Below are 25,292 nucleotides of genomic sequence, written 5' to 3'. Positions count from 1 at the left end.
TGCAAAAAAATGCCCCAAAAAGCTAAGTTCTTTTTGGGACATTTTGTTAAAGAATAGAACATTTCATCAATAGAAGAAAACAATTATCAAAATCTATCGAGAAGCGCTTTTTAATGATTTAAATTCTCAACTTCTTTTGGATGATGTTCATGTTTGAATAAGACCGCAAAAGCCACAGCAATAATCAAAGAATAAATAGCGAAAGCTAGCCATATTTGATGCCAATCTTTCATCAATAAAGCAGAATCTAACAAACCATCAGCCGCTACTTTTTTACCTTGAGCGCTAATGAACTCCATCATTTTAGGATTAGTTACTTCAGTTTGTAAAAAACCAGCTAAATCTGTAGTACTTGTAAATGATTTAGTAAAAAACTGGTCAATAGCCCAACCCGACGTAAAACTTCCTAAAATAGCCCCAATACCATTAGTCATCATCATAAACAAACCTTGTGCAGAAGAACGATTCTTAGAATCCGTATTGGTTTCAACAAACAATGAACCTGAGATGTTAAAGAAGTCAAAAGCCATTCCGTATACTACACACGATAAAATAATCATCCACAATCCATTCACTGGGTCACCAAAAGCAAACAAACCAAATCGCAATACCCAAGCCAACATACTAATCAACATTACTTGTTTGATTCCAAAACGCTTTAAAAAAAATGGAATAGCTAAAATAAACAAGGTTTCAGATATTTGAGAAATCGACATAATGATGGTGGAATACTTTACCACAAAAGAATCGGCATATTTTGGAAAATGCTTGAATTCATCCAAGAACACATCACCATAAGCATTGGTTAGCTGTAAGGCTGCTCCCAAAAACATTGAAAATATAAAAAACAAAGCCATTTTATAATTGGCAAACAATTTAAATGACTCTAATCCCATTAGCTCCATAAAAGAAGCGTTTTCTTTGGTTAAATTCTGTGGTTTGCATTTTGGTAATGAAAAAGCATACAATCCCAATCCAATGGCAGCAACTCCCGCAATATAAAACTGGTAAGCCGATGCTTTATTCCCTGTTAAATTGGTAATCCACATCGCAACAATAAAACCAATGGTTCCAAAAACACGAATCGGTGGAAAATCTTTAACAACATCACAATTGTTTAGTTTTAAAGCATTATATGAAATTGAATTACTCAAAGCAATGGTTGGCATATAACAACACATCGCCAAAAGCATCACATAAATAAAGTTATCAGGAGTAGTAATTTGAGGTAAATAGAATAAAACTAGAGCGTATAAAATATGCAAAATACCATAAAGTTTTTCAGCATTCACCCAACGGTCTGCAAGAATACCTGTAAGCGTTGGCATAAACAATGAGGCGATTCCCATTGTACTGAAGACTAATCCAAATTGTGTTCCGTCCCAGCTTTTTGTGCCAAACCAAAAATTGGCAATAGTAATGAGCCAAGCTCCCCAAACAAAAAATTGAAGAAAACTCATTATAATCAATCTAATTTTAATTCCCATATTGTTGAATTGAAGTAGTAAATATAAGTAAGCGGTAAATCTACTATTTTAAAAAGAGATTTACAAAACTTAGATGGCTTTAATCACTTCATTTACTAAATCTAAAACAATGGTAAATTGTTCTGCTTTATTAAGTTCAGAATTATCAATTTCTATTGCATCATCAGCGATTACAAGTGGTGAATCGGCTCTATGTGTGTCAATATAATCGCGTTCTTCAACATTTTTAAGCACTTCTTCATAGCTTACTTCGTCTCCTTTTTGTTGCAACTCAGCAAAACGTCTTTGGGCACGAGTTGCAGCGCTTGCAGTCATAAAAATTTTAAGTTCCGCTTCAGGAAAAACTACGGTTCCAATATCACGCCCGTCCATAACGATTCCTTTATTTTTTCCCATTTCTTGTTGTTGCTCAACCAATTTTGCTCTCACTTCTGAAACCTCGGCTACTTTACTCACATAATTAGACACTTCAATAGTTCTGATTTGAGTTTCTACATTTTCATTGTTCAAATACATTTCAGCAAAGCCTAATGTTTCATTGAATTCAAAAGACAATTGAATAGTAGGAAGCGCTGCTATCAACGCAGATTTATCAAAAGTTGATGAAGTAATAAATCCTTTTTGCATAGCAAAATATGCAACAGCTCGGTACATTGCTCCTGTATCTACATAAATATATCCTAAATGTTTAGCTAATTGTTTTGCTAAAGTGCTTTTACCTGTAGACGAGAATCCGTCAATAGCGATAGTGATTTTAGTATTCAAAATGAAGGCGATTTTTTGCAATCCTCCCAATGAGAAAATTGCTGATTTTTAATAATGGACAAAGTTAACAAACTCTTATTGCAAGTTCAACGTCAAACCAAACAAACTTGTGTTTGCCGCCAAGGTATATCGAGAGTAGGAATAATTGAATTTCAATCTATTCATTTTTAAGCCAAAACCAACAGAAATCCCAGAAAAATGACGTTTATCTACTACACGTAATTCTTCTCCACGTCTAAAATTATAGCCAAGTCTTACGTTAAAAGCCCTTTTCGGGAACAATTCTACGCCAAAAATAACGTGGCGCAACGCATTATTTACAAAAGAAACTTTTTCATCGGTCTGCTTTCCGTCAATAGATGTTTCCCCACGAACTGGATTTGAAAAACCAACATTCCATTGTTGCAAATTTTCTAATGTCAAATGCCAACGAATGGGAACATTGTCTAATTCTTGCGAAACACCAAGTAGTACTTCTAATGGTAATTTTTCACGGACTCCTGAATAGGTAGTGAATTGTGTCCCTATATTTCTTATCACCAAAGCCCAGTTCACATCGTTGCGTTCATCAACATAAACCGCACCTATATCCAATGCGCCACCTAATGAATTATAGTTTTCTAAAACAGATGAGATTACTTTGGCATTGGCGCCAATATGTAAACTTGTAAAAGGAATATTATAAGCGTATCCCAAAGAAACCGCTACTTCGCTACCGGTAAAAGAGTTGGTTGCTTGACCATTTTCGTCATAGCCTTCAAATTTACCATAATTGATATAATTGATTCCTGCTTGAAAAGTTTGTAAATGCCTATCATAAGTGTACGCATAGGACGCTGTACCATAACTGACTTCCCCTAAATAACTTCCGTAATTTAGTGCCAATTGATTATGCATTTCTGGATTAATCGAAGCTGGATTAAAATGCGCTTGATTGACATCTTCGTCATAAATCGTTACTGTTTTTCCACCCAAAGCAGCTTGACGTGGAGAAGTAACCAAATTCAAAAACTGATAGGTATATCTTCCTCCTATTTGCCCAAAAACTGGCAAACAAAGTAAAATTATGAGTACAACTAAAAACTTTTTGAATACCCTCAAGACGGTGTTTTTTTGATTAACTAGAACGATAAAACGAAGATAAAATTATATCCAATAAAAAAATGCTTTTCCGTATAAAAAAGAAATTCCAAATTCCGAACTTGATAAACAGCTGGAATTTGGAATAACAATAAACCTTTGTTTTATTTTAAATCTTTGGCATTTTTCACTTTTTGATTTGTAATAGCGATAGCTAAAACTTCACTCATTTCTTTCACATAATGAAACGTAAGTCCTTCTAAATACTCCGATTTAATTTCATCAATATCACTTTTATTTTCGTGACAAAGGATGATTTCTTTGATATTCGCTCTTTTAGCAGCTAATATTTTTTCTTTGATTCCGCCAACAGGCAATACTTTTCCACGTAAAGTAATTTCGCCAGTCATCGCTAAGTTTTTCTTCACTCGCTTTTGCGTAAACAGGGATACCAAAGAAGTCAACATTGCAATACCCGCACTTGGACCGTCTTTTGGCGTAGCTCCTTCAGGAACGTGCAAGTGAATGTTATATTTAGAAATGATTTCAGGATTTAGTCCCAACAACTCAGCGTTAGCTTTGATGTATTCTAAAGCAATCGTAGCCGATTCTTTCATCACATTACCTAAATTCCCAGTAATCGTCATACTTCCTTTACCTGGAGAAATCAATGATTCTATAAATAAAATATCACCGCCAACACTTGTCCAAGCCAGACCAGTAACTACTCCTGCTACATCATTGCTTTCGTATTTATCACGCTCCAATCTTGGAACACCTAATACTTTTACGATGTCTTCGTCTGTTACTTTTTTGTTGTACTCCTCCTCCATTGCAACAGATTTCGCGGCATTTCGAACAATTTGAGCAATTTTATTCTCCAAACCACGCACACCAGATTCTCTAGTGTAACCTTCAATGATTTTTTCTAGTTGTTTTTTTCCAATAGTCAAATCTTTAGAAGTCAAACCGTGAGCCTCAAGTTGTTTAGCAAATAAATGCTTTTTGGCAATTTCAACTTTTTCTTCAATTGTGTATCCCGACATTTTTATCACCTCCATACGGTCACGTAATGCAGGTTGAATAGCCGACATATTATTCGAAGTAGCAATAAACATTACTTTAGACAAATCATACCCCATTTCTAGGAAATTATCATAAAAAGCATTGTTCTGTTCAGGGTCCAAAACCTCTAACAAAGCCGAAGAAGGATCTCCGTTATGACTACTTGACAATTTATCGATTTCATCTAAAACAAAAACTGGATTAGATGTACCTGCTTTTTTCAAACTTTGAATGATTCGTCCAGGCATTGCCCCAATATAGGTTTTTCTGTGACCACGAATTTCTGCTTCGTCACGTAAACCACCCAACGAAATGCGAACATATTCTCTTCCTAAAGCTTCTGCAACCGAACGCCCAATTGAAGTTTTTCCAACACCCGGAGGTCCAGTTAAACAAATAATTGGAGACTTCATATCATTTCTTAGTTTAAGAACTGCTAAATGCTCTATCATTCGTTTTTTTACTTCCTCTAATCCAAAATGGTCTTTGTCTAAAACTTTTTGAGCGTGTTTTAAATCAAAATTGTCTTTTGAAAACTCTCCCCAAGGAAGGTCTAAAAACATTTCTAAATAGTTTCTTTGAATACCAAAATCTGGAGCTTGAGGATTCATTCTACGCATTTTAGACAACTCTTTTTCGAAGTGTTGTTGCGTTTTTTCGTCCCATTTTTTGGTTTTGGCTTTTTGACTCATTTCGTCCATTTCTTCCTCTTGAGAAACGCCTCCCAATTCTTCTTGGATGGTTTTCATCTGTTGATGCAAGAAATATTCTCTTTGTTGCTGGTCAAGGTCAAAACGAACTTTGGATTGAATGTCATTTTTCAATTCTAACTTTTGCAATTCTACATTCATAAATCGCAAAGTTTCTAATGCACGCTCCTTTAAACCATTAATGGCTAATAAATCTTGTTTTTCTTTTACAGAAAGATTCATATTAGACGAAACGAAATTCACCAAAAACGACTGGCTTTCGATGTTTTTAATTGCAAAAGTAGCTTCGGTTGGAATATTTGGACTTTCTTGAATAATCTTAATCGCTAATTCTTTGATAGAATCAATAATTGCAGAGAATTCAGTATCGTTTTTTCGAGGTCTTTTTTCTGAAACTTCTTTGATAGTTGCTGTTAGATAAGGTTCTTCAGCTACAACTTCGTCGATTTCGAAACGCTTTTTACCTTGTAGAATTACGGTAACATTACCGTCAGGCATTTTTAAAACACGTAAAATTTTGGCAACAGTACCAATTTTGTTGATATCGTTTTTAGAAGGGTCTTCGTCGGCTTCGTTGATTTGAGCCACTACTCCAATTACTTTTCCTGAAGCATTGGCATCATTGATTAATTTGATGGATTTATCTCTTCCTGCAGAAATTGGAATCACTACTCCAGGAAACAAAACGGTGTTGCGCAAAGGCAAAATTGGTAATGTCTCTGGCAATATTTCGTTGTTCATTTCCTCTTCATCCTCGGGAGTTAAAAGTGGAATTAAATCTGATTCGGAATCAAATTCTTGAAGTGACAAGTTGTCAATTGTAAGTATTTTGTGATTTGACATATCGTTATTAAGTCATTTTGTCATTAAATGAAAAATCATTCAATGCAAAGTTAATGATTTATACTTTTTATTTATCTGGAATTCAATACTTATGCCGTTTGGCGTTGTATTATTCACACTAGCAAAGACAATCTTTGTGCCAGAGCTTTTAAAACGAAAAAGGTAAAGGTATATTTTACAGTTTGCCAGCAAAAGAAAAACAATACTAACTGCTAGCCCCGATGGTAGTGGCATCCTTTGCTTTTTTTCTTTATAAAAGCAAAGATAGAACGAACAGCGGGACTATGTTTACAAAAAAGCCAAATCTTTCTGCTCCAAAAGAAAAGAACGAAATTGAAAATAAAGCTTTTCGTCCTAAATAGCTTTATTTTGATACCTTTAAATATTTTTTTTTCAAAAACTGTAACACTGCAAAAAAAGGAACGTCTTTCATTAAAACGATTACTAGCTACTTGTCATATCAACAATCACATATCGAAGAATTGGTAACACTTTGCCAACAACAAAACCAAAAGGCTCAATTTGAAGTCTACAATAGGTATTGTAAAGCAATGTATAATGTGGCTTTTCGAATTGTAAAAGATGAGCATTTTGCTGAAGATGTGATGCAAGAGAGTTTTTTGAAAGCGTTTACAAAAATAGATTCTTATAAAAAAGAAGTTGCTTTTGGTGCTTGGTTAAAACGAATCGTTATTAATTATAGTATTGATTTTTGTAAAAAGAACAACAAATTAAAGTCAGATGATTTCGAGAAAAATCTTTACAAAATTGAAGATAAAGAAGCTGAATTTACTGAAGTTATCAACTTTGATGAAATAAAAGTAAAAGAAGTTTTGAATGCTATTCAGTCGTTGAAAAGTAGTTACAGTACGGTTTTGACTTTGTTTTATATTGAAGGTTACGACCAAGAAGAAATAAGCGAAATCCTAAAAATAAGCTACGCGAATTGTAGAACAACTTTGAGTAGAGCCAAAGAAAGTTTAAGAAATAAATTATGCGAAATATGAGAAATGAAGAGGAAAAATTAGACCAATTATTTGCAAAATTCGATTCAGATTGGGATGTTGTTGAATTACCCAAAAATCACGAAAATCGATTTATTGACAAACTGAATACAAAATCTATTAAGAATAGAAAACGAAATTTATACACAACGATTGCTATTGCAGCGACTTTGGTAGTGATGTTTAGTTTGTCTTTCTTTTTCAAACCTGAGGCAAAAACGAACAAGCTCACTTTTGCTTCAAAAGAAACCAAACAAACGGATTCTATTTTTAATGTTCTTATTAAAAATGAATTGAACAAACTCAAGGAAAAAGAATCTCCTCAGAATCAAAAAATTATTGCTGATGCCTTACAGCAAATGAAGGTTTTGGATAATGATTATCAAAAAATCATTAAAGAGATTGCTAGAAATGGAGAAAATAAGCAAATTATTTATGCGATGATTAGCAATTTGCAAACTCGAATTTCATTTCTGCAAAATGTATTAAATCAAATTGAAACAACAGAACAACTTAATATTCGGAATGATGAAAAAACTTTATAAAACAATTATTGTATTGCTGCTTTCACCAATTATTGGTTTTGCGAATGATGATGCAATAATCACAAAACAAAAAAATATTAAGAAAGCATTTATTGTAAACGCTGATGCTGGTATTAACATCACCAATTCATACGGGACGGTATTCGTAACCACTTGGGATGAAGACAAAATTGAGCTAGATATTTTAATAAAAGTAAGTGGTGATAGCGAAAACTGGGTTAATCAACGTTTAAACGACATAACAGTTGACATTATTGGACTAAAATCACTAGTTACTGCAAAAACGCAAATCGAAAACAACAATTATCGCTCAAAAGGAAGAAATAACAGTTTTGAGATTAATTATGTTATTAAGATTCCAAAAAATGGTGGGGTAACGATAGATAACAAATACGGGAATATTTCCACTACCGATTTGAATGCTCCTACCAATATTCTTTGTAAATATGGAAAAATTACGATGGGAAGATTGAATAGTAACAAAAACAACATCACCATAGAATACTGCTCCAACTCCAGCATTTCTTATTTAAAAAATGGAAATATCACTGGTCGTTATTCTGGGCTTAGTATTGATGCCCTCTCGAAAATAGATTTAATTTCTGACTACACAGACACCGCAATTGGTGATGCAGGCGATGTAAAATACACCAGTAAATACGGTACTGTAAAAATCAAAGAAGTGAATTCGCTTGATGGAATTGGGAACTATTTGACCATAAAAGTAGGAACGTTAAACAACCAACTCAAATTACAAACCAAATACAGCAGTGTAGATGTTGGATTAGTACAAGCCAAAGCCAATTCGATTGCAATTAATGCTGGATATACTGGAGTAAAAGTAGGTTTTAGCCCCAATTATGCTTTCGATTTTGACGTAACGCTTCGATATGCTGATTTTAAATATGATAGTGATTTTGAGTTTTTAAATAAAGCCGAAACCAATTACACCAAAAACTTTAATGGTTACTACAAGAAAAAAGGAGTGAATAGTGTAGTAATTACATCAGATTACGGAAATGTTGCCTTAACTAAAAAACTATAACTATAAAAAAACAATACTTATGAAAAATCTATCTATTGCAAGTGTTTTATTGCTGTCCTTTAGCTCTTTCCTTTCCTACGGGCAATGGAATATGGGGAAACAAATTAAAGGCAACGGGAATGTGATTACAGAAACCCGAACCACTACAAGTTATGAATCCATAAAAGTTTCGGGCTTTTTTGATGTGGATTTAGTATCTGGAAAAGAAGGTAGTATCACCATCAAAGGAGAACAAAATATTTTGGATTATATTGATGTGGAAGTGGTAGACAATGTCTTAAAAATTGGAACTGAGAAAGGATACAATTTTAAATTATCGCCTGGAAAATCTGTTCATATCACTATTCCTTTTGAATCGATTAATGGTTTGGTATTAAGCGGCTCAGGTGATATTGTTAGTAAAGATGTTATCAAAACAGATGCTTTTGACGCAAAACTTTCGGGTTCTGGTGATTTAAAACTAGCTGTAGATGCTCAAAAATTCAATATGAGTTTGAGCGGTTCTGGAGACATCGTTTTAAGTGGAACTGCCGATGACTTCTCAAGCAGTATTTCAGGTTCAGGAGACATCAATGCCTCGAATTTAAAATCAAAAACAGCCTCAATCAGCATTTCGGGCTCTGGCGATACGAAAGTAAGTTGTTCTGAGAGTCTATACGCAAGAGTTTCTGGTTCAGGAGATATTGTGTATTATGGAAATCCAACAAAAAAAGACACTAAAGTGAATGGCTCAGGTGAGATTTCTAAAGGTTAATTATTTTTGTTTTTAGTCACTAAAAGCGTCTTTATTTAAGACGCTTTTTTTGATGGTACACGTTTTAATAAAAGAACCGCAATGAAAAAGAATAAAGCCAAGAAAACAATAGCAAATCTTGGACTTCCAGTCACTTGGTCGATTATACCATACACACACATACCGATAACGATACCTACTTTTTCAGCCACATCATAAAAACTAAAAAAGGAAGCCGTATCGGTAGTTTCTGGTAAATATTTAGAATAAGTTGAACGTGACAAAGCCTGAATTCCTCCCATTACTAAACCTACAAAAGCAGCCATAATATAGAATTGGTCAGGAGAAGTAATTATAAAAGCACCAATACAAAGTAATAACCAAAAACTGTTAATCACAATTAGGGTTTTGATATTTCCGAATTTTTCAGAAGCTTTTGATGTCAAATAAGCACCAACAACCGCCACCAATTGAATCAACAAAATACATATAATCAATCCTGTGGTACTGTCTTCCTTTGTTTTCCATTCGATTTCTTGAGCACCAAAATAAGTAGCGACCAACATCACTGTTTGCACCGCCATACTTGAAACAAAGAAACCATACAAATAACGTTTCAACGGCAAATTTTCACTCAGAATAAGCCATACTTTTTTTAGCTCTTTAAAACCATTGAAAATAATATCTTTATTTATAGCTTCTCCTGTTTTTTTATTTCCTTTAGGCAAAAAATAGTAAGTATACTGACTGAATAAAATCCACCAAACTCCAACCATCACAAACGAGTAGCGCATCGCTTTCATTGCAGCTTCACCTTCAGTCCCTGTGATTCCAAATAATTTTGGCTTCATAATCATCGCCAAATTGATAATCAACAAAATCACACTACCTATGTATCCTAAAGAGTAACCTTTGGCACTAATCGCATCTTGTTGTTCAGTAAAAGCAATATCTGGCAAATAGGAATTATAAAAAACCAAACTTCCCCAATACCCTAGTAAACCCAAAAAATAGAATAACAATCCACTATAAATTGAATCCAAATCAAACCAATACAACCCCATACAAGACAAAGCTCCTAAGTAGCAAAAAAACTTCATAAAGCTTTTTTTATTCCCCACATAATCAGCAATTCCTGATAACAAGGGTGAAATAAAAGCTACTACCAAAAAAGCCAAAGCCGTAATAAAACTTATTAAAGCTGAGTTTTTTAAATGCATTCCAAAAACATCAATATAATGACTCTTATCGGTAAACAAAGCCTCATAAAAAATTGGAAAAACCGCCGATGCAATGGTTAAAGTATATACTGAATTTGCCCAATCATAGAAAGCCCAAGCATTCAGTAATTTTTTATCTCCTTTAGGTAAGTTTGCCATATGTTTTTGATTGTTTTTAAGTAATGTAAAAATATCTTTTTTCTTCAATTAAGAAAATAAAACCGCTTTAAATTATAGTCAAAAAAAAACCAAGCTGAAACTTGGTTTTTAATCTATTCCTAAATATTCAATTTAATATACCTTTCCGAATTTAGCTGCAATGGCTTTTGCTTCTGGTACAAGGTTTTGTAAATTAGCAACTCTCGTCGCATCTGAAGGGTGAGTACTCATAAACTCTGGTTGTGATTTTCCACCAGATTGTGCTGCCATTCGTTTCCAAAAAGCGATTGCTTCTTGTGGATTATAACCCGCTATTGCCATTAAAGTCAAACCAATTTTATCAGCCTCACTCTCGTGTCCGCGGCTAAAGGGAAGCATTACTCCTACTTGAGAACCAACTCCGTATAATTGTTGCCACATGTACTGACTTTCTGCTGATTGACCACCAGTTAAAACAGCCAAACCAACCGCTCCAACACCTTGCAACTTTGCAGCACTCATACGTTGTGCACCATGGTTGGCTAATGCATGCGAAACTTCATGAGCCATAACAGTGGCTAATCCAGCATCATCTTTTGTTACAGGCAAAATACCTGTGTAAACAACAATCTTTCCACCTGGCAAGCACCATGCATTTACATCCTTACTATCTACCAACTTATATTCCCAACGATAATCATTTAAATATTGATTCTGACCAATAGAGGTTAAATATTTCTCAGCAGCTTCTTTTATTTTAATACCAATATTTTCAACTCTTTTGGCATCAGCAGTACCTTGGATTACTTTATTTTCTTTCAAGAATTGACCATATTGCTGAAATGAAGCTGGAAACAACTCACTATTGGAAACAAGATTTAAAGTTTTTTTTCCAGTCATTGGATTAGTAGCGCATGATAAAAAAAACAGCAACCCTAAAAACGTAATAACACCGTAACAATTTCTCATATATCATTTTTTAAATTAAGTAAATACATAAATTTCTATTTCCTTTTTATTTAAGACTCAAGTTATTGTTTTTTTTTCTGAAACTAAACCTAAGCATAAAGTATAATACAAATTTAGACTATCAGATTTTAATAAGCCAAAAAGTCTCATTCCAAGAATGAAATGAGACTTTTTTTGTAACTAAAATTGATTATAAATATTATCAAATGTTGATAAAAAAAATCAATTTTTATTTATTTCCTTTTTCAAAATCAGCAACAAATTGAGCTAATCCAATATCAGTCAAAGGGTGTTTCAATAAACCATAAATAGCTGAAAGTGGGCCAGTCATAACATCAGCACCAATTTTAGCACAATTTACGATATGCATTGTATGACGAACTGAAGCTGCCAAAATTTGAGTTTCGTAACCGTAGTTATCATAAACCAATCGAATTTCTTCAATTAAATTTAAACCATCAGTAGAAACATCGTCTAAACGACCAACGAAAGGAGAAACATAAGTAGCTCCTGCTTTTGCTGCCAAAATAGCTTGACCTACAGAGAAAACAAGAGTAACGTTTGTTTTAATGCCTTTATCAGAAAAGTATTTCGCTGCCATTACCCCTTCTTTAGTCATTGGTAATTTTACAACAATTTGCTCATGCAATTCAGCTAATTCTTCACCTTCTTTAATCATCCCATCATAATCCAAGGCATTTACTTCAGCACTAACATCGCCATCAACTAGATTGCAAATATCTACGTAATGCTTTAAGATGTTGTTTTTTCCAGTAATTCCTTCTTTCGCCATTAAAGATGGATTGGTAGTTACTCCATCCAAAACTCCTAAAGCTTGAGCTTCTTTAATTTGACTTAAATTAGCTGTGTCAATAAAAAACTTCATAATTGATTTATATTTAATTGTGTGTTTATTTTATTTTACAAAACTACAATTTAGAATCTTAATTTAGCACCAATTGCCAAATCAATTCTCCACAAATTTTCGTATTCGTCTTCGTTTAACTTTATGGTTTCAGATGAACCATCACCATAAGTATACTTTAACTTTTTAAGCATTCCTCCAACGAAATTTATCTGAGGTCCAATTAAAAAATTGGGAGCCAATCTAAAATGATAGCCCATTCCACCAATCATACCCAAATTACCACCAGTAATCTTTAATGGATTTCCAATTATTCTTGAGTCATTTTTATACGAAATATAACCAATAGCTAATTCTAAATTTGCTTCTCCTAACTTAGAATTTTGATTTTCAGAAATAATAAAGGAAGGTCCAATAAATGAAATCGTAATGTCATCGCTAAAGTCCCCAGAAATGACAGTTCCATCACTCAAAAATAGTGATTGATTTCTAATAGTTCCACTTGATTGATAAACATTATATTTGATACCAAAACCATTACTACCATCCTTTAAATAATAAGCTGTTAAATCATAACTTAATCCAGATTTCAAATCCTTAAAATATTTTTTTTGCTCATAATTTAACCCATCAGGCGATGATGCTAATCTAAAACTCTGTGCAATATTTGCAAGAAACATAAATCTAGGTCTTTTATAAGAAATACTCTTAAAAACTTCATTTTTAGAATCAACAGTACCAGAAAAGTGGAAATCTTTTTTATTTTTTGTGGTATCAATTACGGATGAATTTGCTTTGTTTTCTATAAAAGAGTTTGGCTCTTGGAGTTCTTTTCTTTCAATAGAATTTAAATTATTTTTAACTGAGCCTAGACAAACAATAGGAAAAACTAATAGTAATTTTTTAAACATAATTTTACTTTATTTATAATTTGTAATGATTCATTAGCATTTTTTCATAGACTTTATCAGGAAGTATTCGCTTTAGAACAATAGAAAACTTCTGCATAAAAGCACCAACTTTATAATGAATTTTAGGTGAAGGCGTTTCGATGATTTTGTAAACTGCTTCTGCCATTTCGAGAGGATTGCTCCCACTATCTACATGTTCATTCATAGCTTGAAGTATATTACCATAAACTATTTCATAATCAGAACCTTTAACAATTGGAGCGTGATATCTTCCTGCTGCAATATTTGTTGCAAAATCGCCAGGCGCAATGTTTGTAATTGTTATGCCAAAAGACTGAACTTCCATACGAAGCGCTTCTGTAATGAGTTCCAAAGCACCTTTAGAAGCAGAATACACACTTCTGTAAGGCAATCCCATATAACCTGCAATAGAAGTAACATTAATAATCAATCCTGATTTTTGAAGACGCATTTGTGGTAGAACTGCCTTCATAACTTCGATTGGACCGAATAAATTGGTTTCGAAATTATTTTTTATTTCTTCTGATGGAATCTCTTCTAAAGGCCCTGTGATACCAACCCCAGCATTATTAATTACAACATCAATTTTTCCTGAAGTAGTAATAATATAATCTACAGCTTCTTTAATTGATGCTACATCCCTAACATCAAGTTTAATTAAAGGAAAAACAGAATCTTTATTCAGAGCAGGATTTCTACTGGTCCCGTAAACAACAAAACCTTTTTGTTGCAAATAAATACCAATTGATTTACCAATACCCGAAGACCCGCCTGTTATCAATACAACTTTACTCATTGTTTTATGTTTATTATTTACCAAATACTTGGCAAAATCATTTTCAAAATCAAAATCACTATTGGGTAAAAATAAAAAAATCTTCCAAGAGGAAGACTGTATTGAATAAAATAAAAAAAGGCAAGCGACCTACATCGCACCGCTCAACCGCTTACCCTTGCTGCGTTCCCACCCTGGGGGAGTCTGCAGGAGCTGGTCGTGTAGGACTTGCCGGTGCAAATATACAATCTTTTTATATTTTTGCAAGAGCTTTGACTCTTAAAAATATCGTTGTATATTGGCTTAATCAAAAAAATTAGAAATGAAAAAACTCAACCTCCTTTATATCATTTTATTAGGAATTATTTTAACTAACTGTGGTAACACAAAAAATGGCGAAAATTCTATTTTTACTATTGATAATTCTACTTTTAAACCTTTTTACACAGCAAAAGATGTCTTAAAAGTTGGTGTTTTGAATCCCAATTCTAAAACAATTGACAGTATTGTATATTTTATCAATGAGATTAAAATCTCCACTACTAAAGGAAATGCAGGTCTTGATTTTCCATTTAACAATCAAAAATTGGGTTACCAAAACATAAAAGCCTTGGTTTATTTCGGAGGAGATAGTTCTGAAGCGAACGCTAGAGTAGAATTGGTTTCTGATGTTCAACCAAAATTATTAAAATACACCATCGTCAATACATTTCCTCATGATACAGCGGCTTATACTCAAGGGTTAGAATTCTATAGAGATACTCTTTTTGAAGGCACTGGAAATGGTCAGGGTGCAAGTGGAAAAAAAGGAATTTCAAGTTTAAGAAAAACAGATTATAGAACAGGAAAGATTTATAAAAAAGTAGAACTAGCAGAAAAGTTTTTTGGTGAGGGCATTACCGTTCTTAACAACAAAGTATATCAATTAACGTATAAAAATAACGAGGGTTATGTTTATAATGCTGACACCTTCAAAAAAGAAAAAACATTCCCTTATTTTAAAAATATGGAAGGATGGGGACTAACAACAGATGGTACAAATTTATACATGACAGATAGTACAGAGAATATTCATATTCTAGACCCCAACACTTTTCAACCTATTGGTAGTATTTTTGTTTATTCTCTTGATAGCAAAATTAAAGCTGTTAATGAATTGGAATGGGTAAATGGTAAAATTTATGGAAATGTTTATCAAAAAGATGCAATCGCTGTAATTAATCCAAAAAATGGAGCAGTTGAAGCGATTATAAATTTAGCCGATTTAAAAAAGAAAATCACCCAAAAAATAGATACCGATGTTTTGAATGGTATCGCCTATAACACAAAAACAAAAACTTTTTTTGTAACCGGAAAAAATTGGGATAAAATGTTTGAGATTAAAGTCTCAGAATAATTTATTTTTAAAAAAAATACACAAGTTTCACAGATTTCATGAATGTATTCGTGATAATTTGTGAAATTTGTGTTTATACACTTCATACTTATGATTACATTAATTACCAACATAAAAGAACTTTTGCAAGTACGAAACTCAGATATTACAAAGGTTTCTGGTGAAGAAATGTCTATTTTACCGACCATCAAAAATGCGTATTTGGTTATTACTGATGATTTGATATCGGATTTTGGTCCAATGGAAAGCTTACCCAATATAAAAGCCGACGTAACTATTGATGCCAGTGGTAAAATTGTATTCCCTTCTTGGTGTGATAGTCATACTCATATTGTTTACGCTGGAAATCGTGAACAAGAATTTGTAGACAGAATCAACGGTTTGACTTATGAAGAAATCGCAAATCGTGGTGGTGGCATATTAAATTCAGCTCAAAAATTAAACGAAACCTCCGAAGAAGAATTGTTTCGCCAATCAGAAGATAGACTTAAAGAAGTAATACAATTGGGTACCGGTGCCGTAGAAATAAAATCGGGATACGGATTAACCGTAGAAGGAGAGTTAAAAATGTTACGCGTCATAAAAAAATTGGCCAGTAACTACCCTATAGCAATTAAAGCTACTTTTTTAGGAGCACACGCCTTCCCTAGCCTATTCAAAGACAATAAAGAAGCCTATATTGATTTAATTATTAATGAGATGCTTCCTGAAATTGCTAAAGAAAATTTAGCTGATTTTATCGATGTTTTTTGTGAAAACGATTATTTTACCGTAGCACAAACCGAAAAAATTATTGCGGCTGGAATTCAATATGGCTTGCAACCAAAAATCCATGTCAATCAATTCAATTCTATTGGTGGAATTCAAATTGGAGTCCAAAACAAAGCGCTTTCTGTTGACCATCTTGAAATAATGAAACCCGAAGATATAGAAGTACTAAAAGGAACCGTAACAATGCCAGTTGCTTTACCGTCTTGCTCTTATTTCTTGAGTATTCCTTACACTCCTGCACGTGAAATGATAAAAGCAGGGCTTCCGCTAGCTCTAGCCACAGATTTTAACCCTGGCTCTACACCGTCTGGAAATATGAACTTTGTTGTCGCGACAGCTTGTATCAAAATGAAAATGACACCTGAAGAAGCAATAAATGCTGCTACCATAAACGGAGCATACGCTATGGGAATCAGTTCTACTCATGGAAGTATTACTATTGGAAAAAAAGCAAATCTTATCATCACAAAACCTATTCCTTCCTACTATCAGATTCCTTATGCTTTTGGAAGTAATCTCATAGAAAGTGTACTATTGGATGGCAAGCTTTATCAATAAAAAAAGGAGGAATTTACATTCCTCCTTTTTTATAAAAATCTAAATTTTCTTTATTATCTCAAAGTAAAACTTGTTTTAGAAACCAATACATCTTTATCGAAAATGTTGATAAAATAAGCTCCTTTTTCAAAGTTTTTACCTGGTAAATCTTCAGAAACATTTACAGTTTTATTTTCATATGTTACTGTTGTAGCAAAACTGTAGGTCAAAGTATTTTCACCAAAAGTTTCAGTTTGTTTTTCTCCTAAAACATTGTTTTTACTATCAATTACCTGAACATAATAAGTTTTGTCGCCTGATTTTGCAATTTGATTTTCAGCAATGGTAAAACTAATTTTTAAGATATCTGCTCTACTTGCTTTATCTGTTTCAATTTGTTTACCAGAACTTCTCAATTTATAAGCTGATGTTTTGGTGTTCAAAATAGTTAATTTTGCACCTTTTTCAACTGTTTTAGAAAGCTCCTCGTTTTGACCAACTAAAACCTCATTAAACTTTTTGGATTCACCTAAAACTACTACAGTACTGTCTCTTTGAGCAGTTACTTTTTCATTTGCAATTTTCAATCCTTCATTTTCTGTCATCAAAGCTTTCATTTTGTTTTGTAAAGCTGATAATTGCGTCTTGAATTTTGAAACATCGCCTTTAGATTGATTTAACTCGTCCATAAGAGCAACGATTTTGTCTCTTTCTTGGATTAATTCTTCAGACATTGAAGTATTTTCAGCAATTGCTGCGTCATAAGTTGTTTTTAACGTTTGTAGATCCTTCATTACAGATTCTTTCTCCGTTAAAGTCGTTGTTAATTCCGATTTAACCACCTCTGCGTCGGATGACATTTTGAAAATATATACTAAACTACCTACTAATAATACTGCTAAAACGGCAATAATTGCCTTTAGACTTGAATTGTTTTGTTGTTTTTCCATGCTTTTTTAATTTTTATTCAAATTTAGGGATATAATACAAAGGTATAACGTCTGTTAACATATTTATAGTATTTTTGAAATAAAAAAAATGGAAAAATTAATCCAATTCACGGCAAGTGATCTGGCTAAAATTACCAATCATAGAAGTGGGGAAATTAAGTTCGGTGAAAAAATGGTTACCATACCAAAGGACACGGATCTTAATTCCTTTATTAAAACTACTGAGGCAAAATATGTTTTATTAGGAATTCCTGAAGACATAGGAATTAGAGCTAATTATGGCAGACCCGGAGCAGCATCAGCATGGGAAAGCGCTATAAAAAGCATTGCAAATATCCAGCATAATCGTTTTTGCAAGGGCAGTCAAATTCTTGTTTTAGGACAAATAGATGTCCAAGAACAAATGAATGAAGTAGAAAATCTAGACTTCAATGATGTAGATGACCGATCAAAACTCAGTCAATTAGTAAAGAAAATTGATAAAGAAGTATCTTATATTGTTTGTAAAATTATTCAAGCGGGCAAAATACCTATTATCATTGGCGGTGGACACAACAATTCCTACGGAAACATAAAAGGAACCGCATTAGCAAAAGGAAAAGCAATTAATGCTGTTAACTTCGATGCTCATTCCGACTTCAGAATTCTTGAAGGAAGACACAGTGGCAATGGTTTTTCCTATGCATTTGAAGAAGGTTTTCTTAAAAAATACTTCATTTTTGGTTTACACGAAAATTATACCTCGAAAAGTGTACTAGACATTATTAAGAAACTTGAAGATCGAGTTCGCTATAATACATACGATAGCATTAATATTAGAAAAGAAAAAAACTTCAGACAAGAAATGGCTGTAGCACTAGATTTTATTAAAAATGACCCCTTTGGAATAGAAATTGACTTGGATGCAATTCCAAATATTGCCAGTAGTGCAATGACTTTGAGTGGTTTTTCAATAGAAGAATTAAGAAGTTTTATTTCCTTTTTTGCTAAGCAAAAAAACGCTTCTTATATTCATATTTGTGAAGGAGCTCCAGATTTAGACCAAGAAAAAAACAATCACTTAATTGGAAAATTGATTGGTTATTTAGTAACCGATTTCATAAAAGGATACAACTTAAATTTACTATAAAGTAAAAACAAAACCTTTCGATAATTTAAAAGAAAAACCTTCGATTATTAAATAAAATAGGCAACAAAAATAATAACACTATCTTTGTTGCCTTATTCTTTGTACTATACAAAGAATTTAAATTTCAAAAAATATGTTATTCGAAGATTTATCCCTTTCAAAAAGTATACAAAAAGCAGTATTTGAAGAAGGCTACACAGAGCCAACTCCAATACAAGAACAATCCATTCCGCTAGTTTTGTCTGGTAGAGACTTAGTAGGTTGTGCTCAAACAGGAACTGGAAAAACTGCTGCATTTGCAATACCTATCATCCATCAGTTACATCGAATCGTAGGGTCATCAAAAAAAGCTAAGGTCGTTAGAGCGCTTGTAGTAACTCCTACTAGAGAATTAGCTGTTCAAATTGGACAAAATTTTGATACCTATGCAAAATATACTAATCTAACGCAATTAACTATTTTCGGAGGTGTCTCACAAAATCCTCAAGTCGATACCTTAAGACAAGGAGTTGATGTTTTAATTGCTACTCCAGGAAGACTATTAGACCTTCATAAACAAGGTTTTATCAACTTAGATCATTTACACACTTTAGTTCTAGACGAAGCAGATCAGATGCTAGATATGGGATTCGTAAACGATGTAAAGAAAATCGTTAAACTAACTCCAAAAAACAGACAAACGCTTCTTTTCTCTGCAACAATGCCAATTGCAATTAGAGAATTAGCAGAAATGTTTTTAACTGATCCTGCTACGGTTACGGTTTCTCCTGTATCTTCTACAGCAGAAAAAGTAGAACAGCGCTTGTATTTTGTTGAGAAATCAGAAAAAAGAAACCTTTTATACCATTTAATTAAAAATGAAAATCTAACTGATGTTTTAGTATTTTCAAGAACAAAACATGGTGCAGACAACGTTGTAAAAGCATTACGTAAAAAAGGTATTCCGGCAGAAGCAATACATGGCGATAAATCACAAAATGCCAGACAAAGAGTTTTAGATGCTTTCAAAAACAAAGAAGTTGGAGTTCTTGTAGCTACAGATATTGCTGCAAGAGGAATAGACATTGATCAATTGCCTTTTGTAATTAATTTTGATTTACCTAATATACCTGAAACCTATGTTCATAGAATTGGAAGAACAGGTCGTGCTGGAAATGGTGGTATAGCCATTTCTTTTTGTGGAAAAGATGAGCACCCATATTGGAAAGACATTCAAAAGCTAATTAAGGTTGATGTTAAAACTATCAGTGATCACCCCTATCCATGGCAATCAGGAAACCCTGTAACACCAAATGAAAAACCAAAAAATTCAAACAGAAGTGGTGGAGCACATAAATCAAGAAAATCTGCAAATGCAAAACAAAATAAAAAACGTTGGTACTAACCAACGTTTTTTGCATCATATATTAATGTACTCATAGCTTTAAAAAGCTTCGATTGATCAAATGGTTTGATAATTATATCATTCATTCCTGCAGAAATAGCCTCTTCTGATATTTCCTCTTTATCAAAAGCCGTTAAAGCAATAATTGGAGTGCTAATGTTTTTATTTCTTATCAAACGGGTAGTTTCAAACCCATTCAATAATGGCATATTAATATCCATTAAAATAATATCAAAAATTTCGGTTTCAAGAATTTTCAAAGCTTCATATCCGTCATCAACTACGCAACATTTATAGAGATTTTTTTCCATTATCTTTTTTGTTACCAATTGATTTATTCTATTATCCTCAACTACCAATACTTTAAAGATTTGACTGGTTGACAAATCAACTCTAATATTGTTTATTAAATCATTCGTTTTATCAAGATCACTTTCAAAAGGTATACTAAAACTAAATATTGTTCCCTGTCCAATTGCACTCTCTAAAGTAATCTCACTTCCAAATAGATGTAACAATCGCTTAACAATAGACAATCCAAGTCCTGTACCTTGATAATCTGTATCATTTCGACCTACTTGAACAAACTTATCAAAGATTTTATCTTGGTCTACAGCAGCAATTCCTACTCCAGTATCTTTTATTTTAAAACCAATATGATTTATTTTTCCTTCCTTCTTTTCTAGAACAACGTGTATTGAAATTATTCCGTTTTTTGTAAACTTCAACGCATTGCTTACTAAATTCATAATGATTTGAGAGAAACGTAACTTATCTCCAATCACGTATTCTGGGATTTTGGGGTCAACCAGCAACTCCACTTTATTTTTATTGTTTTGAGACAAAAAGGAGAGAGAACGAATAATCATTTCTATTTCATCATAAATATTAAAAGTCATACTCTCAAGCACTACCCTATTTTCTTCTATTTTATTAATTTGTAAAATATCGTTTACTAGTGAAAGTAAATATCGTGCAGAAAACTTTAAGGAACTTAAATGCTGACTTTTGGATAAATCTTTATATTCATCAATAAGCATGTTTGTGATTCCAATTACTCCATATAGAGGTGTTCTCAACTCATGACTAATAGTGGAGACAAACTGAGATTTCATTTGTGAAGCTTCTTCAGCTTTTTCTTTAGCCAATAACAAATCATTATTTGCAATGGTCAATTCTCTATTAACTTTTCTTTTAAAACTATTGTTTCTTATCAAAGTAAAAATCAACATTAGCAAAACAAAAAGAACAATTACAAATAAAATAACAATGATTTTGGATTTCCTAAGGTTTTGATTTTGTGCTTCTTTTATAAGCTCGATTTTAGTTAATTCCCTTTTGTATTCATCAAGCTCAAGATTTAAGCCCGCAATAGAAGCTTTAAAAAGTTTATCTTCATTGTATATTTTGTCTTTAATTTCATTGAATTTATTTAGATGAATATAAGCTTCTTTATAATTGCCCATTCTAAAAAGCATTTTTGAAAACTCATTATGCGCATAGGAAACATCGTTCAATTCATTATACTTATACCCTAATAAAATTGCTTTTTCAAAAAATACTCTAGCTTTTTTGTAATCACCAATATGAGAACTGTAAATACCATTAACCATTTGGTAAACAACACTCAAAGCATCACTTCCATATTCCTTAAAATTTGCATTACAATAATTTAAAAACAACAAGCCTTCTTCAAAATTAGACTTATCGAAATAAGCCCATGTAAGATTTAAGCTGGTAAGTAAAGTGTAGGTATGATTAGAAATGTTTTGGCTATGAAAAATAGCTTTTTTATAATGCTTAATTCCTAGCTCATATTGTCCCTTTTCAAAACAATATAAATTTCCTAAATTATTATTAACCTTAAATTTTAGACTATCATTTGTAGTTTTGTTAGCATAAAACAATGCTTTCTTATAATATTCAATCGATTTGTCAAACTCCGAAAATTCATTGTAATTAGAACCAATAGTATTGTAAGAAGCAGCTATCAAAACACTATCATTTATTAATAATGCTTTTTTTAAAACTTCTCTTGATAGCAATAGAGACTTTTCAAAATCTTGTTCCCTAAAGTATTTAGTCGCCTGTCTTGACTTTTGTAAAAGACTATTTCTTACAAAATCAGCATTTTGAGCAGTTAAAAAAGAATTTAAGCTGAAAAATAAAACAAAGAATAATACAACTCGATTTGGGAACATAACCGCTCATTATTTATTCAAATATACATTTATATATAAATAAATAATCATTTAATTTCAGAAATTTATTTAAGTAATTTAAAAATTATCACAATTTAACACGTATAATGTTATTTTTTTAAGACTAAAAAAAACTGCTTAATTTACAAGCAGGTTCTATTAAAAAAATATGATTCTATTTTATTTATCTTCTTCCCATTTTCCAACTACGGAAGTAGCCAATGCATTTCCTAATACATTTGTAGCACTTCTAAACATATCACAAAAATGGTCTATTGGAAGAATTAAAGCAATTCCTTCTACAGGAATATCAAACATCCCACAAGTAGCAGCAACAACTACCAAACTAGCTCTTGGTACACCAGCAATCCCTTTACTAGTTAACATCAAAACAAATAACATTGTAAATTGAGTTGGCAAATCCAAATGAATCCCATATGCCTGAGCAATAAAAATACCAGCAAATGTCATGTACATCATACTTCCATCAAGATTAAATGAATAACCAAGTGGTAGCATAAAAGAAACGATTTTATCTTTTACCCCAAAATTCTCTAATTCTTCGGTTAATTTTGGAAAAACAGCTTCAGAACTTGTAGTACCAAAAGCAATAATCAATGGGCTAACTATTCGTTGCAACAAAACTTTCATTTGTTTTCCCAAGAAGAAATAACCAACTAAAATAAGTATAACCCACAAAGTACTTATTCCTATCAAAAACGAACCGAAAAACTTAAAATAAGTAATCGCTAGTTCATTAAAATCTCTTACAGCAAAAACACCTGCAATTGCACCAAAAACACCAATAGGAGCAAAATTCATGACAAAATTCACCATTTTTAAAACAATATGAGAAATTTTATCCATTGCATTAACAATAGGTTTTGCCGTTTCTCCTAATGAAGCAGCAGCTAATCCAAAAAAGATTGAAAAAACAACAATTTGAAGGATTTCATTTGTGGCCATCGCTTCAAAAATACTTTTAGGAACAATATGCTCGATGAAGTTATTAAAGGACAGACTTTGTGTTTTTGACGTAACATCAGATACTGAAGCAGCATCTACATTTGAAAGATTCAATCCAACACCAGGCTCTAAAATATTCACATAGAACATCCCTATTAAAAGAGAAATAAAAGAAGCAGTAAAAAACCATCCTAAAGCCTTTCCACCAATTCTTCCAACTGCCTTTATATCACCCAATTTTGCTATTCCTACAACAAGAGTTGTAAAAACTAATGGAGAAATAATCATTTGAACCAAACGAATAAATACAGTTGCCAAAATCTTTATTTTGTTACTAAATTCTTGGGCTGTTTCTGTCGATGCAGAATTATGTATTACTACACCTAATACAGCACCCAATAGCATAGCAATTAAGATTTGTCCTGTTAGACTTTTGAAAAAAGGTTTCTTAGAAGTTTGGTTTGATTCCATTGGTTGTTTAAATATTAATTTTGAAAGTATTTAGCTCGTTAAAATACTAAAATATAATTTGAATCTATAAATAAGTCTTGTTTAACAAATAGAAATCTGCCAAAACAATTGCTGCCATTGCTTCAACAATTGGAACTGCTCTTGGAACAACACAAGGGTCGTGTCTTCCTTTTCCAGTCATTTCTACAATATTTCCTTGATTATCTATTGTTTCTTGCATTTGCATAATTGTCGCAACAGGCTTAAAAGCTACTCGGAAATATATATCCATTCCGTTACTAATACCACCTTGAATTCCACCAGACAGATTTGTTTTTGTGGTACCATCTGCATTATACAAATCATTGTGTTCACTGCCTTTCATTTTAGCTCCGCAAAAACCACTTCCATATTCAAAACCTTTAACGGCATTAATAGAAAGCATGGCTTTTCCTAACTCAGCGTGTAATTTATCAAAAACTGGCTCTCCTAATCCAACAGGAACGTTTTGAATTACACAAGTTACAGTTCCACCAACGGTATCGCCTTGCTTGCGAATATCTCTTATATACTCTTCCATTTTCGCTGCCATTTCTTCATCGGGACAACGAACAGGGTTACTCTCAATTTTTGAAAAATCAATGTCTTGATAAGGTTTCTCGAGAAAAAGAGGTCCTACCGAAGATACGAAAGCATTGATTTTAATATTAGACAACATTTGTTTTGCAATAGCACCAGCAACAACCCTGCTTGCTGTTTCTCTAGCAGAACTTCTTCCTCCGCCTCTATAATCACGTGTACCGTACTTTTGGTCATAAACATAATCCGCATGGCTAGGGCGATAATTGTCTTTTATATGAGAATAATCATTCGACTTCTGATTCGTGTTGGGAATAATAAAACCAATAGGAGTACCAGTAGTTTTTCCTTCAAAAATTCCAGATAAAAACTGTACTGCGTCTGGTTCTTTTCTTTGAGTTACAATAGCGGATTGACCTGGCTTTCTCCTTGCCATTTCTAATTCTATCGCTTCAAAATCAATTGTGATTCCTGGAGGACAACCATCAATGATTCCGCCAAGAGCTTCTCCGTGTGATTCTCCAAAAGTAGTTATCTTATATAGTGTTCCGTAACTATTTCCTGCCATTTTAAAAAATTTTAAGCAAATGTAAGTTTTAAGAATTAAACAAAAAAATTTCGCCTAGGTTATATTTTGAAATTTTTAATACAAAACAATGTTTTTTAGTTAAATTTTTCCTTTTTAAACAATAATAAAAATAAATTTTAACTATAAACCTTTTAAAAAAGTCAATACAAATAAAACAAAAAGAC

The 25,292-nt window shown here is 32.5% G+C and carries 21 protein-coding genes and 1 other RNA gene; 8 read left to right on the top strand and 14 right to left on the bottom strand.

What is annotated here, in order from left to right:
* Positions 1-110: 110 nt before the first annotated feature.
* The 4 genes from ACSVH9_RS14610 to lon all read right to left on the bottom strand — a co-directional run bounded on the left by ACSVH9_RS14610 (position 111) and on the right by lon (position 5,950).
* On the bottom strand, positions 111-1,487 hold the full coding sequence (locus ACSVH9_RS14610) for a nucleoside permease (RefSeq protein WP_438064350.1): 1,377 nt from the start codon (positions 1,485-1,487) through the stop codon (positions 111-113).
* A 69-nt stretch (positions 1,488-1,556) separates the two neighbouring features.
* Positions 1,557-2,252, bottom strand: a complete 696-nt coding sequence (cmk, locus tag ACSVH9_RS14605) for a (d)CMP kinase (RefSeq protein ID WP_438064349.1) — start codon at positions 2,250-2,252, stop codon at positions 1,557-1,559.
* Positions 2,253-2,327: 75 nt separating this feature from the next.
* Positions 2,328-3,353, bottom strand: a complete 1,026-nt coding sequence (porQ, locus tag ACSVH9_RS14600; RefSeq protein WP_438064348.1) for a type IX secretion system protein PorQ — start codon at positions 3,351-3,353, stop codon at positions 2,328-2,330.
* A 143-nt stretch (positions 3,354-3,496) separates the two neighbouring features.
* Positions 3,497-5,950, bottom strand: a complete 2,454-nt coding sequence (gene lon / locus ACSVH9_RS14595) for an endopeptidase La (RefSeq protein WP_438064347.1) — start codon at positions 5,948-5,950, stop codon at positions 3,497-3,499.
* 452 nt (positions 5,951-6,402) lie between these two features.
* On the opposite strand from lon, the gene ACSVH9_RS14590 reads away from it, so the two are divergent.
* The 4 genes from ACSVH9_RS14590 to ACSVH9_RS14575 are packed head-to-tail and all read left to right on the top strand — an operon-like array spanning position 6,403 to position 9,298.
* Positions 6,403-6,957, top strand: coding sequence for an RNA polymerase sigma factor (locus tag ACSVH9_RS14590; RefSeq protein WP_438064346.1), 555 nt, complete (start codon positions 6,403-6,405; stop codon positions 6,955-6,957).
* Positions 6,954-7,499 (top strand): anti-sigma factor, encoded by a 546-nt coding sequence (locus ACSVH9_RS14585; protein ID WP_438064345.1) that lies wholly within the window; start codon positions 6,954-6,956, stop codon positions 7,497-7,499. The genes ACSVH9_RS14590 and ACSVH9_RS14585 overlap by 4 nt, the downstream gene beginning before the upstream one ends.
* Positions 7,480-8,544 (top strand): hypothetical protein, encoded by a 1,065-nt coding sequence (locus tag ACSVH9_RS14580; RefSeq protein WP_438064344.1) that lies wholly within the window; start codon positions 7,480-7,482, stop codon positions 8,542-8,544. The genes ACSVH9_RS14585 and ACSVH9_RS14580 overlap by 20 nt, the downstream gene beginning before the upstream one ends.
* Positions 8,545-8,563: 19 nt before the next feature.
* Entirely contained in the window at positions 8,564-9,298 is a 735-nt protein-coding gene (locus ACSVH9_RS14575; RefSeq protein WP_300977989.1) for a head GIN domain-containing protein, read from the top strand.
* A gap of 35 nt (positions 9,299-9,333) precedes the next feature.
* Here the strand turns inward: ACSVH9_RS14575 and ACSVH9_RS14570 are convergent, their stop codons facing one another.
* The 6 genes from ACSVH9_RS14570 to ffs form a co-directional block, all read right to left on the bottom strand.
* On the bottom strand, positions 9,334-10,656 hold the full coding sequence (locus ACSVH9_RS14570) for an MFS transporter (protein ID WP_438064343.1): 1,323 nt from the start codon (positions 10,654-10,656) through the stop codon (positions 9,334-9,336).
* A gap of 132 nt (positions 10,657-10,788) precedes the next feature.
* Positions 10,789-11,604 carry a M48 family metallopeptidase gene (locus tag ACSVH9_RS14565; protein ID WP_438064342.1) on the bottom strand — a complete coding sequence of 272 codons (816 nt, stop codon included), beginning with the start codon at positions 11,602-11,604 and terminating at the stop codon, positions 10,789-10,791.
* 229 nt (positions 11,605-11,833) lie between these two features.
* Positions 11,834-12,490, bottom strand: coding sequence for a fructose-6-phosphate aldolase (fsa, locus tag ACSVH9_RS14560; RefSeq protein ID WP_315140450.1), 657 nt, complete (start codon positions 12,488-12,490; stop codon positions 11,834-11,836).
* A 50-nt stretch (positions 12,491-12,540) separates the two neighbouring features.
* A complete protein-coding gene (locus ACSVH9_RS14555) occupies positions 12,541-13,380 on the bottom strand; it encodes a hypothetical protein (RefSeq protein WP_438064341.1) in 840 nt (279 codons plus the stop codon).
* 13 nt (positions 13,381-13,393) lie between these two features.
* Positions 13,394-14,197 carry an SDR family oxidoreductase gene (locus ACSVH9_RS14550; protein ID WP_438064340.1) on the bottom strand — a complete coding sequence of 268 codons (804 nt, stop codon included), beginning with the start codon at positions 14,195-14,197 and terminating at the stop codon, positions 13,394-13,396.
* Positions 14,198-14,312: 115 nt separating this feature from the next.
* Positions 14,313-14,410, bottom strand: an RNA gene (gene ffs / locus ACSVH9_RS14545) — signal recognition particle sRNA small type.
* 88 nt (positions 14,411-14,498) lie between these two features.
* On the opposite strand from ffs, the gene ACSVH9_RS14540 reads away from it, so the two are divergent.
* A complete protein-coding gene (locus tag ACSVH9_RS14540; RefSeq protein ID WP_438064339.1) occupies positions 14,499-15,572 on the top strand; it encodes a glutaminyl-peptide cyclotransferase in 1,074 nt (357 codons plus the stop codon).
* 90 nt (positions 15,573-15,662) lie between these two features.
* Positions 15,663-16,901, top strand: coding sequence for an imidazolonepropionase (gene hutI / locus ACSVH9_RS14535; RefSeq protein WP_438064338.1), 1,239 nt, complete (start codon positions 15,663-15,665; stop codon positions 16,899-16,901).
* A 53-nt stretch (positions 16,902-16,954) separates the two neighbouring features.
* Here hutI and ACSVH9_RS14530 read toward each other — a convergent pair whose 3' ends face one another.
* Positions 16,955-17,830 carry a hypothetical protein gene (locus tag ACSVH9_RS14530; RefSeq protein ID WP_159684513.1) on the bottom strand — a complete coding sequence of 292 codons (876 nt, stop codon included), beginning with the start codon at positions 17,828-17,830 and terminating at the stop codon, positions 16,955-16,957.
* 88 nt (positions 17,831-17,918) lie between these two features.
* Between ACSVH9_RS14530 and ACSVH9_RS14525 the strand changes: the two genes are divergently transcribed.
* Positions 17,919-18,959, top strand: a complete 1,041-nt coding sequence (locus tag ACSVH9_RS14525; protein ID WP_438064337.1) for a formimidoylglutamase — start codon at positions 17,919-17,921, stop codon at positions 18,957-18,959.
* Positions 18,960-19,092: 133 nt separating this feature from the next.
* Complete coding sequence (locus tag ACSVH9_RS14520) at positions 19,093-20,343, top strand: DEAD/DEAH box helicase (protein WP_438064336.1); 1,251 nt, start codon at positions 19,093-19,095, stop codon at positions 20,341-20,343.
* Here ACSVH9_RS14520 and ACSVH9_RS14515 read toward each other — a convergent pair.
* The 3 genes from ACSVH9_RS14515 to aroC all read right to left on the bottom strand — a co-directional run bounded on the left by ACSVH9_RS14515 (position 20,340) and on the right by aroC (position 25,107).
* Positions 20,340-22,544, bottom strand: coding sequence for a response regulator (locus ACSVH9_RS14515; protein WP_438064335.1), 2,205 nt, complete (start codon positions 22,542-22,544; stop codon positions 20,340-20,342). The two genes, ACSVH9_RS14520 and ACSVH9_RS14515, sit on opposite strands and share 4 nt — an antisense overlap.
* 180 nt (positions 22,545-22,724) lie before the next feature.
* On the bottom strand, positions 22,725-23,981 hold the full coding sequence (locus ACSVH9_RS14510) for a dicarboxylate/amino acid:cation symporter (protein ID WP_438064334.1): 1,257 nt from the start codon (positions 23,979-23,981) through the stop codon (positions 22,725-22,727).
* A gap of 64 nt (positions 23,982-24,045) precedes the next feature.
* On the bottom strand, positions 24,046-25,107 hold the full coding sequence (gene aroC / locus ACSVH9_RS14505; protein WP_438064333.1) for a chorismate synthase: 1,062 nt from the start codon (positions 25,105-25,107) through the stop codon (positions 24,046-24,048).
* Positions 25,108-25,292 lie beyond the last annotated feature (185 nt).

It is taken from the genome of Flavobacterium sp. RSSB_23 (assembly GCF_051547145.1).
Lineage (GTDB): Bacteria > Bacteroidota > Bacteroidia > Flavobacteriales > Flavobacteriaceae > Flavobacterium.
The sequence above is the reverse complement of the archived record's forward strand: the minus strand, read 5'-3'. Positions and strand labels throughout refer to the sequence as shown.